Genomic DNA, 14,451 nt, shown 5'->3' with positions numbered 1-14,451 from the left:
CTTGAGTGGTGAAGAAAATGAAATGGACAGACCTTTTTAATATTGCACTTTTTTCAATCCTTTGGGTTGCGCTGATTCAAAAAAAAACAGGCATAAAAGAATGGGTGTCTGAAATAACTAACGGTAACCTTATGTGGGGTATTATTATTCCAATAATCCTTTATGCAGCTTTGGTGATCGCGGGAAGAATACTTAAAAATAAATATTTAAATGATTAATGAGAGCGGGTAATCCCTCTCTCTTTTTCGTATTTACGAATAACAAATTGAATTTAAGTTCAATATGATGTAATAGCTGCCAGAAGGAGTGTGAACACAGGTTGAAGAACTTTGAAGCAAAAGCTTATATGGATGACTTTTCACTAATAACAATAGTAGCTAAAAAGCCTTTTTCAATCGTACCGTCATTTGGTTTGTTACAAACAGATGGTATTGTACATTCCTTAACGATACTTAAACAAGAAAATTATAACCAGCAATATATTTATAAATGTAAATCTCCTATTCAATTAAATCTAGGCAGAGATTATTGGATCAAAATTAACGAAAAACAAATCCCCCTTCAAATAGGAAGTATTGTCAGGACAAATCAATTTGATTCGCTCTTCTTTGATGATGGTCATCTTGGTGCTCATTATACACCTGACTCAACAGTTTTTAGAGTATGGTCTCCTGTAGCGGTTGAGATGAAAATCATGTATAAAGGGTTCGGGGAATCAGATGTATCAGAAGCAATTATGGAGAGAACAGAAAAAGGAGTTTGGCATTTTACCTTAAAAGGGGATCGCCATTTAACTGAATACATTTACAGAGCCAAAATTAATCACGAATGGGTTGAAGCACCAGATCCATATGCACGCTCCGTAACAATCAATGGGGAGAGATCGGTTGTTGTTGATCTGAAAAAAACAGATCCTGACCAGTGGCAGCGTTCTGAAAAAAGAATGAATCTTCGTTCAAAAACTGACAGTATCATCTATGAACTTCATATTAGAGATTTTACAATACACCCTGAAAGTGGTGTGAGAAACAAGGGTAAATATATTGGAATGACGGAAAGAGGTACCAAAACATCCAAAGGAAATATTACGGGGCTGGATTATTTAACAAGCTTGGGTATTACGCATGTTCAGTTAATGCCGGTCGCAGATTTTGGAAGTGTTGATGAAACAAAACCAGATACCCAATATAACTGGGGATATGATCCTGTTCATTTCTTTGCTCCAGAAGGATCATATGCCACCGATCCAAATGACCCGGCCTTGAGGATCAAAGAGCTGAAAACTTTAATTCGAACAATTCAGGACAATGGCCTTTCCGTTATCTTGGATGTCGTATTTAATCATGTATATAAATTGGAAGAGTCATCTTTTGAGAAGCTGGTTCCAGGTTATTATTTTCGATATGATGGCGGCGGCAATCCCGTAAACGGTACAGGTGTTGGCAATGATACAGCCTCAGAACGTAAAATGGTAAGAAAGTTTATTATAGATGCGCTTTTATATTGGTTAAATGAGTATAAAGTCGACGGTTTTCGCTTTGATTTAATGGGAATACATGATGTAGAAACGATGAATATAGCTGCTCAAAAGCTAAAATCATTGAACCCTGGAATTTTTTTGCTAGGAGAAGGCTGGGATCTAAATACGAATCTCGAACCAGAGAAGAGAGCTACGCTATCTTCCGCAAAAGTTCTTCCTGACTATTCATTTTTTAACGATTCATTTCGCGATAGTGTAAAAGGAAGTATCTTTATTGACGGTACTGCAGGGTTTATAAACGGAAATCAGGAACATTCGGTTAAGGACCAAATTCTGAGATCTATAAATGGATATGCCGGTAAAAATGACAAGTTTTTATCTGCGAAACAAAGCATCAACTATACTGAATGCCATGATAATCATACTTTATATGATCTCCTGAAAATTCGTCACCCGTACGAAAATGAAAGCCAACGAAAAAAACGGCAGCAGCTTGCACTGGCATTTACTCTGTTTTCACGCGGAGTTCCATTTATTCATTCAGGGCAAGAATTTTATCGTACGAAGTATGGAGTTGAAAATAGCTACAATATGCCTGACCGAATAAATGCTTTTAATTGGCACGATTGTGAAAAACACAAAAACGATATTAAGTACTTTCAAGAGCTAATAAAAATTCGCAATGAACAGCCTGTCTTTCGTCACGAAGCAGGCAGGATTAATTTATTGCATGAACTTCCAGAAGGTGCTTTTGGAGTGGAAATCAATCATTCTCTGACCGATAAAAAAGGAAAGTGTTCTAATTGGCAAAACGTATTACTTCTCTTTAATCAATCTCTCAAAGCCCTAGAAATACCAATCCATGGTTCTTGGAAAATAGCAGTTGAAAACGAAAAATGTGCTGTGAGAAATTTGAATTCAAATACGTATCTTATTCATCCATTGTCGTTTTCGTTGTTATTTGTATAGTTTTTTACTGTAAAACATTGTTGCTTTTGAATGTGGTTAATTTCCGCTCTTTGTGGCTCGCTGTCCGCAGGACATGCGGGTTGCCCCCTCCGTACTTCGTACATTGAGGGGTCTCACCTACAAAAAAGTTCGTGTGCTCCTGCGTCTACAAGAAAATCCTAACGAAGTATGTTCCTCGTCGCATGCCTTGCAAGAGGCATATTCATGTGACTGGCATGCAGGAGTCTCGCCTTTACGCTCCAATTAACTATTGAATGAAGTACTTTGAAATCTCTCGGCAGTAATCTTTTAGAATAGAGCGTTTGTATTAGATATAATTGAAGTTGTAATATTCAAGTGCTTTTATTGATTATTTGTGTTAAAATAATGACTTCGCAGTATTTTATTTTGATACGGAAATTTATACTCTTTGCTGAATGAACATAAATGAAAAACGGATCTAACTAGACAAGAAGGTGAACATTTTGGAACAGATTTTGGGAGAAGATTGGCAGGTTTCCCCTGCTGGCGGAGCAACAGGAGAAGCATATATAGCTGAATACGGGAACCAAAAACTGTTCTTAAAGCGTAACTCCTCTCCGTTTTTAGCTGTTCTTTCGGCTGAAGGCATTGTACCCAAATTGTTATGGACAAAAAGGCTTGGCAACGGTGATGTTATTACTGCACAGCAATGGCTGAATGGTCGGGAATTAAAAGCAGCTGATATGAAGAGCAAAAACGTTGCAGAACTGTTGGCAAAAATTCATCAGTCCCAAGAGCTTCTGGGAATGATGAACCGATTAGAAAAAAAGAGACTGACACCAGTTGATATGCTGAATGATATCCAAAAACAGATGCGAAAAGAAAAGGATTATCTCGAAATAATCAATGATTCATTTGCTTATCTAATGGAAACTGCATCAGAAGTTGAAGTTGAGAATATGGTGGTATGTCATTGTGATGTAAATCATAATAATTGGCTCTTAAGTGATGCAAATGAATTATTTCTTATTGACTGGGATGGTGCAATGATTGCAGATCCTGCTTTGGATTTAGGAATGCTGCTATATAGTTACATTCCATATGAAGAGTGGGATAACTGGCTGGAAATCTATGGCGAGACTCTGGATGATAGTTTAGAACGCAGAATGCATTGGTATGTTCTAGCACAAACAATTAGTTCTTTCTTCTGGTACAAAGAAAAAGGACAGTCAAAGGAAACTGCCCAGTTAGCTGATAGTATTAAAAAACTTGCGGGTACGATCTGACAATTAAGAAGTAAATCTGACACTATTTCCTAGGGAATAGTGTCTTAATATGGATGATGTGTCTGAATCGTATTAATCCACGATTCAAGATGTGGAAGATGATTAGAAATATGTTCTTCTAAGTGTTGATGCGAGGAACCTGTATGACTATATTCATTAATATTTGCTAAAATATTTCTAACTTCTTCGTGAATTTCTCCATTTTCTATCAAATGTGCAGCCAAGCGTTCAATTTGTGCACATTCTGATGGTGAACCGGCACAATCCGTGTAATGGTCTTGCAGTAGATCTCTGATTATATGCAATTGATCATTATGATTTAATGGCATTTGCTGCACATCCTTTCATTGCATAGGTTATGGAGTTAAGAAAAAAATATCCTTAAAATATACCTGATCTAATAAATAACATCAATGCAAAAAACATAAAGTAAGGCGGGAGAAATTGTTATGCGTCAACGATTTAAACCTTGGGCTAAAGAAAAATTATTGGATAATCCCGGAGTAGTATCACTTGAACCTGAATCCATGAAAGGAAAGTGGAGTTCTTTCTTTGGAAATGATAATCCGATTCATATTGAAGTTGGAACAGGTAAAGGTCAATTTATTAAAGGCATGGGTAAACAGAATCCATCAATTAATTATTTGGGAATGGAGCTTTATGACAGTATCATCATTACTGCATTGGACAGAATCTTAGAAGATGGAACGTCCAATGTTAAATTAATTCGTGCAGATGCCACCCATATTTTAGATTATTTTGATAAGGGAGAAATTGATCGTGTTTATCTTAATTTCTCTGATCCATGGCCAAAGAAAAAACACGCAAAAAGAAGACTTACACATGAAAGTTTCTTAGAACGTTATGAATTCATCCTTAAAAAGCAGGGTGAAATTCATTTTAAAACGGATAACCAAGGTTTATTTGAATATTCACTTCATAGTATGTCTAAATACGGCATGATTTTTCAGGATGTAAGTCTTGATCTTCATAAAAGCGATATGGAAGATAACATTATGACTGAATATGAAGAAAAGTTTTCAGAAAAAGGATTTCGTATATACCGAATGGAAGCTCAATTCCGTTCATAAAAAACTCGGTGATAATACCGGGTTTTTCTTTTATTCCGAATCAAGTTCTTATGATACACTTGTAAAAGGAGTGAAGAGAAAGGAGATATGATATATATGGATCAGTGGAAAATCGGTGAGATTACATTAACTTGGCTTGATGGCGGAGTAACACATATGGACGGCGGTGCGATGTTTGGAGTTGTTCCTAAACCTTTGTGGGAAAAAAGATATCCTGTTAATGAAAAAAATCAGATTGAGTTAAGAACTGAACCCATTCTTATTCAAGGACTTGGAGGTAAAAATATCTTAATTGAGTCTGGAATAGGGGCTGGTAAATTAACAGATAAACAGTTGAGAAACTATGGTGTTTCTGAAGAATCTCTAATACATAAGAGCCTTGAAAAAGAAGGTCTGACTCCTGGTGATATTGATATCGTCCTCATGACACATATGCATTTTGACCATGCATGCGGACTATCCAAATGGAAAGAAGGTAAATTGGTATCGGTTTTCGAAAACGCTGTCATCTATACATCGGAAATAGAATGGGAAGAGCTTAAAAATCCTAATGTACGTTCTCAAAATACTTACTGGCGTGAAAATTGGGAGCCAATTGCCCACCAAGTTAAGACCTTTGAAAAAGAGTTAGTACCTGTAGAAGGGATTAAGATGATTCATACTGGCGGCCATAGTGATGGACATTCCATCATCGAGCTAACTGTTGGCAATGAAAAGATATATCATCTTGGTGATATCATGCCAACTCACGCTCACCATAATCCTCTATGGGTTTTAGCCTATGATGATTATCCAATGACATCTATTTTTGCAAAGCAAGAATGGATCAAACCTGATACATGGTATTTCTTCTATCATGACTGCATTTACAGAGCAGTAAAATGGGACGAAAAAGGGAACTTATTGGAAAGAGTACCGCGTTCTCCAAAAATGTGAAAAAAAAGTCATACAATTTCCATTTTCAAGTGAATGTCGAAAGCGACAGGATATGTTAAAATATGAAAGGTATGAAATTATATATATTTCTATAAGCAATTTTAGAGGTGAATTGAAAGGGGATTAAAAAATGAAAAAGCAGTTAATTGCCATGTTTACCGTTTTTGCACTGTTTTTATCTATTGGATCTTTTGCATCCGCAGAAACAGCTACTGATGAAATGAAGAAAACAATTGAAAAAGGAATTAAAAGCGAGCACAAAGACTACAAAAAAGGTTCTTTAACGCTAACGGACGTACAGTCTTTCCCAAATGAAGACCCTGAGTTAGAGGCTTCTGAGGTTACAGTTGCTGTCGCTAACTATGATACTGTGAGAGATAATATTTTTTACTTTGACCATACTGAAGTTGTGTATTATGATGCAGACAAAAATGAATTATTAGCCGAAGGTGCAGTTGCAAAAGCTAGTGATAAGATTAAAGATTATAAAAAGAAGCATGAGTCTGATTTAGGAACTCATATGGATGTCATTGTTGTTACGGCTTTATTGTTTGTCTTAATTCTTGTGCCGTTATTTATTCTGACAGTTTGGGAAAAGCGTCAGTACCTTACTACAAAATTCAAGATCGAAAACAATCTTTACAACCAAGATAGTCTTTATCGTTAAAAACAAAGCCCCACATTAGCTGAAATAGCCAATGTGGGGCTTTGTTTTGTATTGGATCTTTTCTAAAGGCTTTGATCTAAAAGATTGTTGTTTTTGGATATTTTTTATATCTTCACTGACAAGTTTACTGAAGTGCAAGGTGAGTGCCTACCACATGAGAAGCTTCTCGCTAGGTATGCAACGAGGAAGCTCACATCTGAAGCATTTACTTGTAGACGCAGGAGCAAGAAAAACTTACCTGAAGCGGACAGGTGAGACTCCTAATGGCGCAAAGCGCAAGGATGCTCACCGCCCGCCCCGCGGAAAGCGAGCATCCTGGAACGGAAGTCAACCACTTCCAATACCAACAAAGTTTACGGAAAAAGCTTTTTTATTTTTCTTCCAACTGCAGAAGGGTTCCTGTTTTTGCATCAATCAGAAACTCATAATGTACTGGGGCATTTCCATAACTTGAATCAGAAAAGCCGCCTTTATAAACTGTGTATGGAAGACCAAAAACAGAAGTGTTTTCCCGATTTACTAAAATCCATGAACCTGAAATGTTATAGTTTTGATTTGCTTTTTCTTTTAGCATTTTTTAACGCTTTTTCGGGTGAGAGCCACTCTGTTTGTTTTTTAGTAACTGCATATCCTACTGCAGCTCCTGCAAGTCCAGCAAAGATCAGGTTTCTCCATTTCATGATCATTAACCACCTTATGTAAAGTTTCTTTTCTTCTATTTTTTAGTATATCAAAGAAAAGCCTTCTTTTTCTTCTCTGTTTTTGTTAAGATACTCATGATACAGATGGAGGGTTCGCGATTCCCACCCCTCCTAAAACAAAACTAGGGAGCGTGAAGAATGATTTTCCACACTCTCTGCATGTGCAGAGATTTTTTTGTTTTCGTGCTCTCCACTGAAAGGATGAACTGGAATGACATATAAAATTCCAAAAGATGTTCAAATGCTTGACCGTGATATAAAGCGTGAGCAATTAAAATATCACAATAAACGAGTTGCTGTCTGCAAAGAATTTACGTTTGATGCAGCTCACCATCTTCACTGTTATGAAGGTAAATGTAAAAACCTTCACGGCCATACCTATAAACTTGTTATCACCATGAGTGGCTATGTAAATGAGATCGGTATAGCAGTAGATTTTGGAGAAATTAAAGAAATTTTTAAAAAGGCAATTGATGAAAAGCTTGATCATAGATACTTAAATGAAGTGCTTCCTCCAATGAATACAACGGCTGAAAATATGATTGTCTGGATATGGGAACAAATTGATGCTGAACTAGAAGAAAGAAGCCTATCTGAACAGGGACACAGACTCGAAGAATTAAAACTATATGAAACACCAACAAGTTATGCTGTTATAAAAAGAGAATGGATGGTGGGAGAATGAAATCATTTGTTCTGCCGTCTAAAGACATCTGGAAAAATTGGAAACTTCCAATGGTTGAAATTTTTGAGACAGTAGAAGGTGAAGGACTTCAGGCTGGCTATCCAACTGTATTTGTAAGAGTGTTTCATTGTAATCTGCGTTGTACTTGGTGCGACACGACTTATAGCTATGCACCTGCAAAACCTGAATTTGAAGCAACGATTGATGAAATAATCTCAACCATAAACTCTTTCCGTTCTTCTCGTATTTGTTTCACTGGAGGAGAACCTCTCATCCATCGAGAAAAGTCTGCAGCCTTGCTTATGGCAATGGCTGATTTAGATCACATCGTAGATATTCATATTGAAACTAATGGTGCCATTGATTTAGAACCTTTTGAAAATCTTCGTAACTCTCACCCGGAACTTCAAAGGAAAATGAGGTTTGTTATGGATTACAAACTTCCTGCCTCTGGAGAGATGGACAAAATGAACCTAGAAAACTTTAAGGAACTTCAAAATCAGGATGAAATTAAATTTGTGATCGGCTCAGAAGAAGATTTTGAAATTACACAACAAGTTGTTGAGAATCATTATAGAAAAGGGCAAATTTGTGTAAGTCCGGTTTGGGAAAGTATGCCGCCAAGAAGGTTAGTTGAACTTTTGTTAGAAAGTCATTTACCGAATGCTAAGCTGAGCTTGCAGCTTCATAAAGTAATCTGGCACCCAGAAGAGAGAGGGGTTTAACTTCATGAGTAAAAAGGCAGTTATTGTCCTTAGCGGAGGACTTGATAGCACCACATGTATGGGCATTGCGAAAGCGGAAGGCTATGATCTTTATCCTATAACATTTCATTATGGACAGCGTCACAATCGGGAAGTTGAACAGGCAATTGAAGTGGGTAAGTACTATAAAGTTGCTGACCATAGAATCGTTGATCTTACTTTCTTAAAAGATATAGGCGGAAGTGCTTTAACAGATGAGACTTTAGATGTTCCAACTGAGGCCGAAGAAGGCATTCCGGTAACGTATGTGCCTGCCCGAAATATGATTTTTCTTGCATTAGCGAGTGCATATGCAGAAGTAATAGGTGCAACAGCCGTTTATACAGGAGTATCTGCTGTTGATTACAGCGGATACCCTGACTGCCGCCCTGAATTTATCCATAGCATGGAAGAGACGATTAACCTGGCAACGAAAGCTGGGGTTACAGGGAAGAATATCCTTGTGAAAACTCCTTTAATCAATCTTTCGAAAAAGGAAACGATAGAAGCTGGATTATCACTTAATGTTCCTTACGAATTAACAACTTCTTGTTACAACGGAAAAGAATCGGCATGCGGAAAATGTGACAGCTGTTTGCTCCGTCTGAAAGGGTTTAAAGAAGCAGGTTCTTTTGATCCGATCGTATACGAAAACTAGACAATATTCATAAACCTAGAAAACCCCTTCTGATAAGGTGTACAATAAACGTGTACATAGGATTATTTAGAAGGGGTTGTTTTTAATATGAATAAAGAAACACTCGCATTGTTTAAAACGTTAACAGAGATGCCTGCTGCGCCAGGATTTGAAAGAGACCTTCGTAAGTTTGTCCGCCAGGAAATCGAACCGGTTTCTGATGAAATTATTCAAGATGGGTTAGGGAGCATTTTTGGAGTTAAAAAGAATAACGGCGGACCTAAGATCATGGTTGCAGGCCATATGGATGAAGTCGGTTTTATGGTTACAAAGATCACGAAGAACGGGATGCTGAAATTTCAGGAACTGGGAGGCTGGTGGAGCCAAGTTCTTTTGGCACAGCGTGTAAATATACACACAGATTCTGGAGAAGTGATCACAGGGATTATTGGATCAACTCCTCCTCATCTCCTTTCCGAGGATCAGCGCAATAGACCGATGGGAATTAAGAGCATGTATATTGATATCGGTGCAGATGATGATAAAGATGCTTATAACATGGGAGTCAGACCGGGTCAGCAAATCGTTCCAATCTGTCCTTTCACACCTATGGCGAACCCTAAGAAGATTATGGCAAAAGCTTGGGATAACCGTTATGGTGTTGGGCTTGCGATCGAATTGTTAAGAGAACTTAAAGGCGAAACTCTTCCGAACGAACTATACAGCGGTGCGACAGTGCAGGAAGAAGTAGGGCTTCGAGGATCAAAAACAGCTGCCAATTTAATTCAGCCAGATCTATTTTTTGCCCTTGATGCGAGTCCTGCAAATGACATGATGGGTGATAAAAGTGAATTTGGCCAGCTTGGAAAAGGTGCATTGTTAAGAATTCTAGACAGAACAATGGTTACACACAGAGGCATGAAAGAGTTTATTCTAGATACGGCTGAAACAAATAATATTCCATATCAATATTTTATCTCGCAGGGCGGAACAGATGCTGGAAGCGTGCACGTTTCTGGAAACGGTGTACCTTCTGCAGTAATTGGTATCTGTTCCCGTTATATCCATACACATGCTTCAATCATTCATATTGATGACTATGCAGCGGCAAAAGAACTGCTGGTTAAATTAATAAAAACTACAGATGCATCTACGCTCCAAACAATCTTAGAAAACAGTTAAGGGATGAATGTGTAATGAAAATTGGAATTGGGTCATCCAATCCCGCAAAAATTAAAGCTGCTGATGCTTTCTTGAACTATTTTGAGAATGCAGAGCTCGCTGTCTTTTCTTCTGATTCCCTTGTTTCCTCACAGCCATTTTCTGATGAGGAAACGAAGACAGGTGCAGTCAATCGTGCAAAAGATTGTGTACAGCAAGGTGTTGTAATCGGTCTTGGTTTTGAGGGTGGCGTGATGGAAATGGAAGATGGCATGTATTTAAGTAATTGGGGAGCGGTTGCGGATAGCCAAGGAAATATCCTTACTGCTGCAGGAGCTAGAATCTTGCTTCCATCTCAAATCGTTGAGGGTTTGCGTCAAGGCAAGGAACTAGGACAGCTTATGGGAGAATGGACAAATGATCCAGAAGTCAGGAAAAAGGACGGAGCAATCGGCGTATTTACAGCTGGACTTCTATCCAGAGGCGAAATGTTTTTTCATATTGCATCAATCCTGTTAGGTCAGTATGTGTATATGAATAGTAATAAATAAAAGAAGTGTCTCCTTTGAGGCGCTTCTTTTTTCTTAATTATTGTTGCCTTTTGAAGTAGTTGATTTCCGCTCCAGGATGCTCGCTTTCCGCGGGGTGTGCGGTGAGGATCCTAGCGCTTCTGGTATTAGGAGTCTCACCTGTCCCACTGCTCCCGCTGGAGTCTCACACCTTGCACTCCAATCAACTTGTCAAAGAAGAGAAAAAAACGACCTTAAGCAACTATCTTTTAGAAAACAGGCAGTCAAAAAGAATGATTTCAGGTGTTCTGGGCAGATTAGAAACAAAAATGTGAGGCGGATTTACTTTGAACACATTGTCGAAGAGAATTTTAACAGTCTCTCTAATCGTTCTTGCCTGTTTCTCATTATGGATTGGATATGAGACAAGACCTGTAGAAGGCAAGGCAGAAAAGCCTTTTATTCTTAAAGAGAAGACCGATTTTCAAAATCTTGCCGAGAAATTAGAGCAAGACGGATTCATTAGAAATAAGTTTCTCTTTTCTATATATGGAACGATAACTGGCAAAAAGTCTAAAATTGCTGCTGGTGAACATACCTTAAAATATGGGACCGGATACAAAGAGTTATTAGCAGATCTCTCTACACTTGACCGAGAAACAGAAGCTGTTGAAATGATTATTCCTGAAGGTATTACCGTTATAGAGATTGCTGACAGGTTAAGTAAAAAAGGCATCACTTCAAGAGATGAATTTTTAAAAGCATCTAGGAGATGGGATAGCTTAAGGAAAGATCAATTGGAGAGTTTACAATTAGAAGATAAGGAATTAGAGAAGGGAACAAAATATGCGATGGAAGGCATTTTGTTTCCAGATACTTATTTCTTTGAAAAGCAGCTTGATGCGGAAGAAGTAATCCGTCAAATGACAGATCGATTTATTGAAAAAACCGAGTCAATTGAAATAAAGACCGATCAAACACCATATGAGTGGATAACACTTGCTTCGATCATTGAAAAAGAAGCTTTATTGAATAAAGAGAAGCCTGTGATAGCAGGTGTTTTTATGAACAGAATTCAAGATAGCAAAAAGCTTCAATCTTGTTCAACAGTCCAATACTTGCTGGACAAACCAAAAGCAACATTGCGAAGAAAGGACTTAAAAATAAAAAGCCCCTACAATACTTATTTAAATGCTGGACTGCCGCCTGGACCGATTGCCAGCCCAGATCTTCAGTCTTTAAAAGCTGCCGCTGATCCTGAGGAACATGATTATTATTATTTCGTTGCCAAACAGGACGGTACATGGAGCCATTATTTCTCAAAAACGTATAAAGAACACCGCAAATATACTAATTTAAGCGGGAATTATTAAAAGGATGCCTCGATTTAAGGCACCCTTTTTAAATATCACTATTTTTGATCATGATCCTTTAAGTCTTCCGAAAGTAATATATTCTCTGCTAAAGGTTCCTCTTTATTCATTTCTTCTTTTTCAAGAGAATCAGCGTCTTCTATGTTTTCTTTCTCTTCGTAAACGTCGTCTTCATTAGTAACATCTTCTTCTATTGTTGCTGCAGCTTCTTGATATTCTTCCATAAAGTTTACTTTCTCTTCTTCAGAGAACACCGTTTCACCTAAACGGAATTGATCGACTTCCTGCTGAAGTGTCAGAGCAATTTCTTGTAATTCAGTGGCTGCCAGGTTCACTTGGTGGATTGCTTCTTTTTGATGAACACTTGATGCACTTACTTGTTCGCTTGTTGCAACTGATTCCTCTGAAATTGCACTTACCTCGAATAATTTTTCCGATAGGTTTTCATTGGCAGATTCAACACGTCCGATCGCACCTTTTACTTGAGTTATTCTGCCATTGATTTTTGAAACATTATGAATGATGCTTGTAAAAGCTTGTTCTGTCTGTTGTACAGAAATTTGCTGATCGTTTCTGTATTGTTCGAAACGAACTGTTTCTTTTGATAATAATTCCATTTGACTTGTCATTGATTTTACAAGCTTCTGGATTCTAAGTGCCTCATTCTTGGATCGTTCTGCAAGTTTTCTAACTTCACTAGCTACTACAGAGAATCCTCGGCCAGCTTCACCTGCTCTTGCAGATTCAATGGCGGCATTTAATGCAAGCAGGTCTGTGCTGCCAGCAATTTCTTGAATAGTTTCCACAATAGAATTAATTTGTTTAGACTGCTGAGACGCATGCTGAATTTCAGAAATTAAGCTTTGAGCCAGTTCCAAGAATTGTTCAGAATGCGTATTAAGCCGCTGTACAGTATCTGAGCCAGCCTTACCATCGTTTTCAGCTTTTTTGGCATCCTGTGAAATCTCATCACTTATCGTCGCTGTTTCTTTAATGGATTCAGTAACTCCAGATAATAGAACAGTGCATTCATGAAGGTGATCTGCTTGGCTTTGAGCACCAGTTGCTACTTGGGAGATAGCTTCTGTTACTTCATCACTTTGTGCTGTTGTTTCTTCAGATACTGCCGCTAGATTTTGAGAAGAACTCGTCAGCTTTTCAGCAGCATTCTTTACTTCGTTCATAGATTTCTGCATCTTTTCTGCCATTGCATTAAAGGTTTGAGCAAGGTCTGCCATTTCGTCTTTTCCTGAAGTATGTACACGGTAAGAGAGGTCACCTTCGCCGATAATAGTAGCACCTTCTTTTAGTACAGAAATAGAAGATTGTATGGAGCGAAGCAGCCATACACCGATAACTCCTAAAATTGCAAGAATGATTACACTAAGTGCTATTAAGCAGATTGTCAGCCAGAATTTAACCGACTTTTGTTTTGCTGAAAGAGCTGTATTCTCCTTTTGTAAGGATTTTTCAGCATCTGAAGTAGATTGATCTACCACTCCAGCAATTTTTTCAAATGTTTTTATGTCATCTTCAATTCGCTTTGTGATCGTTTGTATGGAATCTGCAGAATTTGTGTACTTTAATAGCTTTGATTTAAAGCTTGATAATTGATCTGCAGGTATATTTTTTGTATCAAGCATTTGATCGAATGCAACTGCACTGTCCTTAAAGTTCTTTACGGAAGTACTATCGTATTTAATATGAACATCTTTTTCATACGTTTGCATTTGCAGCAAGTTTACGAGTAAAGCCTGATCGTTCATCGTCTTTACTGTTTCCGCAAATTCATCAGAAGTTTCTGTCATCATCTGTTTTAATGAATTAAGCTGGCTGGTTAGACCAGTTGCAGATTCAAATGAGGTTTGATAAGCAGTTAGATCACTTTCGATTCCTTTAATGGATTTATCGCCAGTCTCTTTTGCAAGCTTGCTTGTTTCGTTCTGCAATGTCTTTAAATAAGTGAGAACGTTTTGCTTAGAGTCTGCACTTGGAGTACGCAGGTATTCTTGTTCCATTTTGCGTACTTCATTAAATGAACTTCGAATATTGCTGCTAGAAAGAAATGCACTTTGCACACTTTCTCTTTCGCTTTCCATTTGAGAATTCTGCCATAAAAATAAACCGATAAATGCAAGTAATACTATCATTCCGGCTAAACTGATAAGAAGCATCAGTTGAACTCTTTTTCGTATCGTCATGTTCATATGTATTCCCCCCTGCAATTTTATCGGCTTTTTTTACAGTTTTTG

The 14,451-nt window shown here is 37.8% G+C and carries 16 protein-coding genes; 12 read left to right on the top strand and 4 right to left on the bottom strand.

The features are described 5' to 3' along the window. Positions 1–17: 17 nt before the first annotated feature. The 3 genes from UN64_RS01700 to UN64_RS01690 all read left to right on the top strand — a co-directional run bounded on the left by UN64_RS01700 (position 18) and on the right by UN64_RS01690 (position 3,696). The gene (locus UN64_RS01700; RefSeq protein WP_077359370.1) at positions 18–218 is read left to right on the top strand and encodes a hypothetical protein; all 201 of its coding nucleotides are present in this window, start codon (positions 18–20) and stop codon (positions 216–218) included. A gap of 101 nt (positions 219–319) precedes the next feature. Further along, positions 320–2,449 carry a type I pullulanase gene (pulA, locus tag UN64_RS01695; protein WP_077359369.1) on the top strand — a complete coding sequence of 710 codons (2,130 nt, stop codon included), beginning with the start codon at positions 320–322 and terminating at the stop codon, positions 2,447–2,449. A 464-nt stretch (positions 2,450–2,913) separates the two neighbouring features. Beyond that, positions 2,914–3,696 (top strand): phosphotransferase family protein, encoded by a 783-nt coding sequence (locus tag UN64_RS01690; protein WP_077359368.1) that lies wholly within the window; start codon positions 2,914–2,916, stop codon positions 3,694–3,696. 44 nt (positions 3,697–3,740) lie between these two features. Here UN64_RS01690 and UN64_RS01685 read toward each other — a convergent pair whose 3' ends face one another. Continuing rightward, positions 3,741–4,025 (bottom strand): YtzH-like family protein, encoded by a 285-nt coding sequence (locus UN64_RS01685; protein WP_077359367.1) that lies wholly within the window; start codon positions 4,023–4,025, stop codon positions 3,741–3,743. Between the two features lie 120 nt (positions 4,026–4,145). On the opposite strand from UN64_RS01685, the gene trmB reads away from it, so the two are divergent. The 3 genes from trmB to UN64_RS01670 all read left to right on the top strand — a co-directional run bounded on the left by trmB (position 4,146) and on the right by UN64_RS01670 (position 6,390). Then, the gene (gene trmB / locus UN64_RS01680; protein WP_077359366.1) at positions 4,146–4,787 is read left to right on the top strand and encodes a tRNA (guanosine(46)-N7)-methyltransferase TrmB; all 642 of its coding nucleotides are present in this window, start codon (positions 4,146–4,148) and stop codon (positions 4,785–4,787) included. Between the two features lie 96 nt (positions 4,788–4,883). Then, positions 4,884–5,723: a YtnP family quorum-quenching lactonase gene (locus UN64_RS01675; protein ID WP_077359365.1), complete on the top strand. Its 840-nt coding sequence runs from the start codon at positions 4,884–4,886 to the stop codon at positions 5,721–5,723. Positions 5,724–5,853: 130 nt separating this feature from the next. Next, positions 5,854–6,390 carry a hypothetical protein gene (locus UN64_RS01670; protein ID WP_077359364.1) on the top strand — a complete coding sequence of 179 codons (537 nt, stop codon included), beginning with the start codon at positions 5,854–5,856 and terminating at the stop codon, positions 6,388–6,390. Between the two features lie 370 nt (positions 6,391–6,760). Here the strand turns inward: UN64_RS01670 and UN64_RS01665 are convergent, their stop codons facing one another. Both UN64_RS01665 and UN64_RS20720 read right to left on the bottom strand, forming a co-directional pair. After that, positions 6,761–6,964: a PepSY domain-containing protein gene (locus UN64_RS01665; RefSeq protein WP_077359363.1), complete on the bottom strand. Its 204-nt coding sequence runs from the start codon at positions 6,962–6,964 to the stop codon at positions 6,761–6,763. Continuing rightward, the gene (locus tag UN64_RS20720; RefSeq protein WP_171978770.1) at positions 6,933–7,070 is read right to left on the bottom strand and encodes a hypothetical protein; all 138 of its coding nucleotides are present in this window, start codon (positions 7,068–7,070) and stop codon (positions 6,933–6,935) included. The genes UN64_RS01665 and UN64_RS20720 overlap by 32 nt, the downstream gene beginning before the upstream one ends. Before the next feature lie 232 nt (positions 7,071–7,302). On the opposite strand from UN64_RS20720, the gene queD reads away from it, so the two are divergent. The 6 genes from queD to mltG all read left to right on the top strand — a co-directional run bounded on the left by queD (position 7,303) and on the right by mltG (position 12,199). After that, positions 7,303–7,776 (top strand): 6-carboxytetrahydropterin synthase QueD, encoded by a 474-nt coding sequence (gene queD, locus UN64_RS01660; protein ID WP_077359362.1) that lies wholly within the window; start codon positions 7,303–7,305, stop codon positions 7,774–7,776. Further along, a complete protein-coding gene (locus tag UN64_RS01655; protein WP_077359361.1) occupies positions 7,773–8,501 on the top strand; it encodes a 7-carboxy-7-deazaguanine synthase QueE in 729 nt (242 codons plus the stop codon). The genes queD and UN64_RS01655 overlap by 4 nt, the downstream gene beginning before the upstream one ends. Positions 8,502–8,505: 4 nt before the next feature. Next, entirely contained in the window at positions 8,506–9,177 is a 672-nt protein-coding gene (gene queC, locus UN64_RS01650) for a 7-cyano-7-deazaguanine synthase QueC (protein ID WP_077359360.1), read from the top strand. 87 nt (positions 9,178–9,264) lie between these two features. Then, positions 9,265–10,338 (top strand): M42 family metallopeptidase, encoded by a 1,074-nt coding sequence (locus tag UN64_RS01645; RefSeq protein WP_077359359.1) that lies wholly within the window; start codon positions 9,265–9,267, stop codon positions 10,336–10,338. A gap of 14 nt (positions 10,339–10,352) precedes the next feature. Next, the gene (locus UN64_RS01640; protein ID WP_077359358.1) at positions 10,353–10,868 is read left to right on the top strand and encodes a DUF84 family protein; all 516 of its coding nucleotides are present in this window, start codon (positions 10,353–10,355) and stop codon (positions 10,866–10,868) included. 305 nt (positions 10,869–11,173) lie between these two features. Beyond that, the gene (mltG, locus tag UN64_RS01635; protein ID WP_077359357.1) at positions 11,174–12,199 is read left to right on the top strand and encodes an endolytic transglycosylase MltG; all 1,026 of its coding nucleotides are present in this window, start codon (positions 11,174–11,176) and stop codon (positions 12,197–12,199) included. A 38-nt stretch (positions 12,200–12,237) separates the two neighbouring features. Here mltG and UN64_RS01630 read toward each other — a convergent pair whose 3' ends face one another. Continuing rightward, positions 12,238–14,406 carry a methyl-accepting chemotaxis protein gene (locus UN64_RS01630; protein ID WP_077359356.1) on the bottom strand — a complete coding sequence of 723 codons (2,169 nt, stop codon included), beginning with the start codon at positions 14,404–14,406 and terminating at the stop codon, positions 12,238–12,240. Between the last annotated feature and the right edge of the window lie 45 nt (positions 14,407–14,451).

Source organism: Fictibacillus arsenicus (genome assembly GCF_001999465.1).
GTDB classification, from domain to species: domain Bacteria; phylum Bacillota; class Bacilli; order Bacillales; family Fictibacillaceae; genus Fictibacillus; species Fictibacillus arsenicus.
The sequence above is the reverse complement of the archived record's forward strand: the minus strand, read 5'-3'. Positions and strand labels throughout refer to the sequence as shown.

Excerpts from the sequence above, each read along its gene's own strand:
- UN64_RS01670 (WP_077359364.1), top strand. The coding sequence starts at position 5,854 with ATGAAAAAGCAGTTAATTGCCATGTTTACCGTTTTTGCACTGTTTTTA.
- queC (WP_077359360.1), top strand. The coding sequence starts at position 8,506 with ATGAGTAAAAAGGCAGTTATTGTCCTTAGCGGAGGACTTGATAGCACC.
- trmB (WP_077359366.1), top strand. The coding sequence starts at position 4,146 with ATGCGTCAACGATTTAAACCTTGGGCTAAAGAAAAATTATTGGATAAT.
- UN64_RS01665 (WP_077359363.1), bottom strand. The coding sequence starts at position 6,964 with ATGCTAAAAGAAAAAGCAAATCAAAACTATAACATTTCAGGTTCATGG.
- UN64_RS01700 (WP_077359370.1), top strand. The coding sequence starts at position 18 with ATGAAATGGACAGACCTTTTTAATATTGCACTTTTTTCAATCCTTTGG.
- UN64_RS20720 (WP_171978770.1), bottom strand. The coding sequence starts at position 7,070 with ATGAAATGGAGAAACCTGATCTTTGCTGGACTTGCAGGAGCTGCAGTA.
- UN64_RS01685 (WP_077359367.1), bottom strand. The coding sequence starts at position 4,025 with ATGCCATTAAATCATAATGATCAATTGCATATAATCAGAGATCTACTG.
- UN64_RS01630 (WP_077359356.1), bottom strand. The coding sequence starts at position 14,406 with ATGAACATGACGATACGAAAAAGAGTTCAACTGATGCTTCTTATCAGT.
- queD (WP_077359362.1), top strand. The coding sequence starts at position 7,303 with ATGACATATAAAATTCCAAAAGATGTTCAAATGCTTGACCGTGATATA.
- UN64_RS01645 (WP_077359359.1), top strand. The coding sequence starts at position 9,265 with ATGAATAAAGAAACACTCGCATTGTTTAAAACGTTAACAGAGATGCCT.
- UN64_RS01640 (WP_077359358.1), top strand. The coding sequence starts at position 10,353 with ATGAAAATTGGAATTGGGTCATCCAATCCCGCAAAAATTAAAGCTGCT.
- UN64_RS01655 (WP_077359361.1), top strand. The coding sequence starts at position 7,773 with ATGAAATCATTTGTTCTGCCGTCTAAAGACATCTGGAAAAATTGGAAA.
- UN64_RS01675 (WP_077359365.1), top strand. The coding sequence starts at position 4,884 with ATGGATCAGTGGAAAATCGGTGAGATTACATTAACTTGGCTTGATGGC.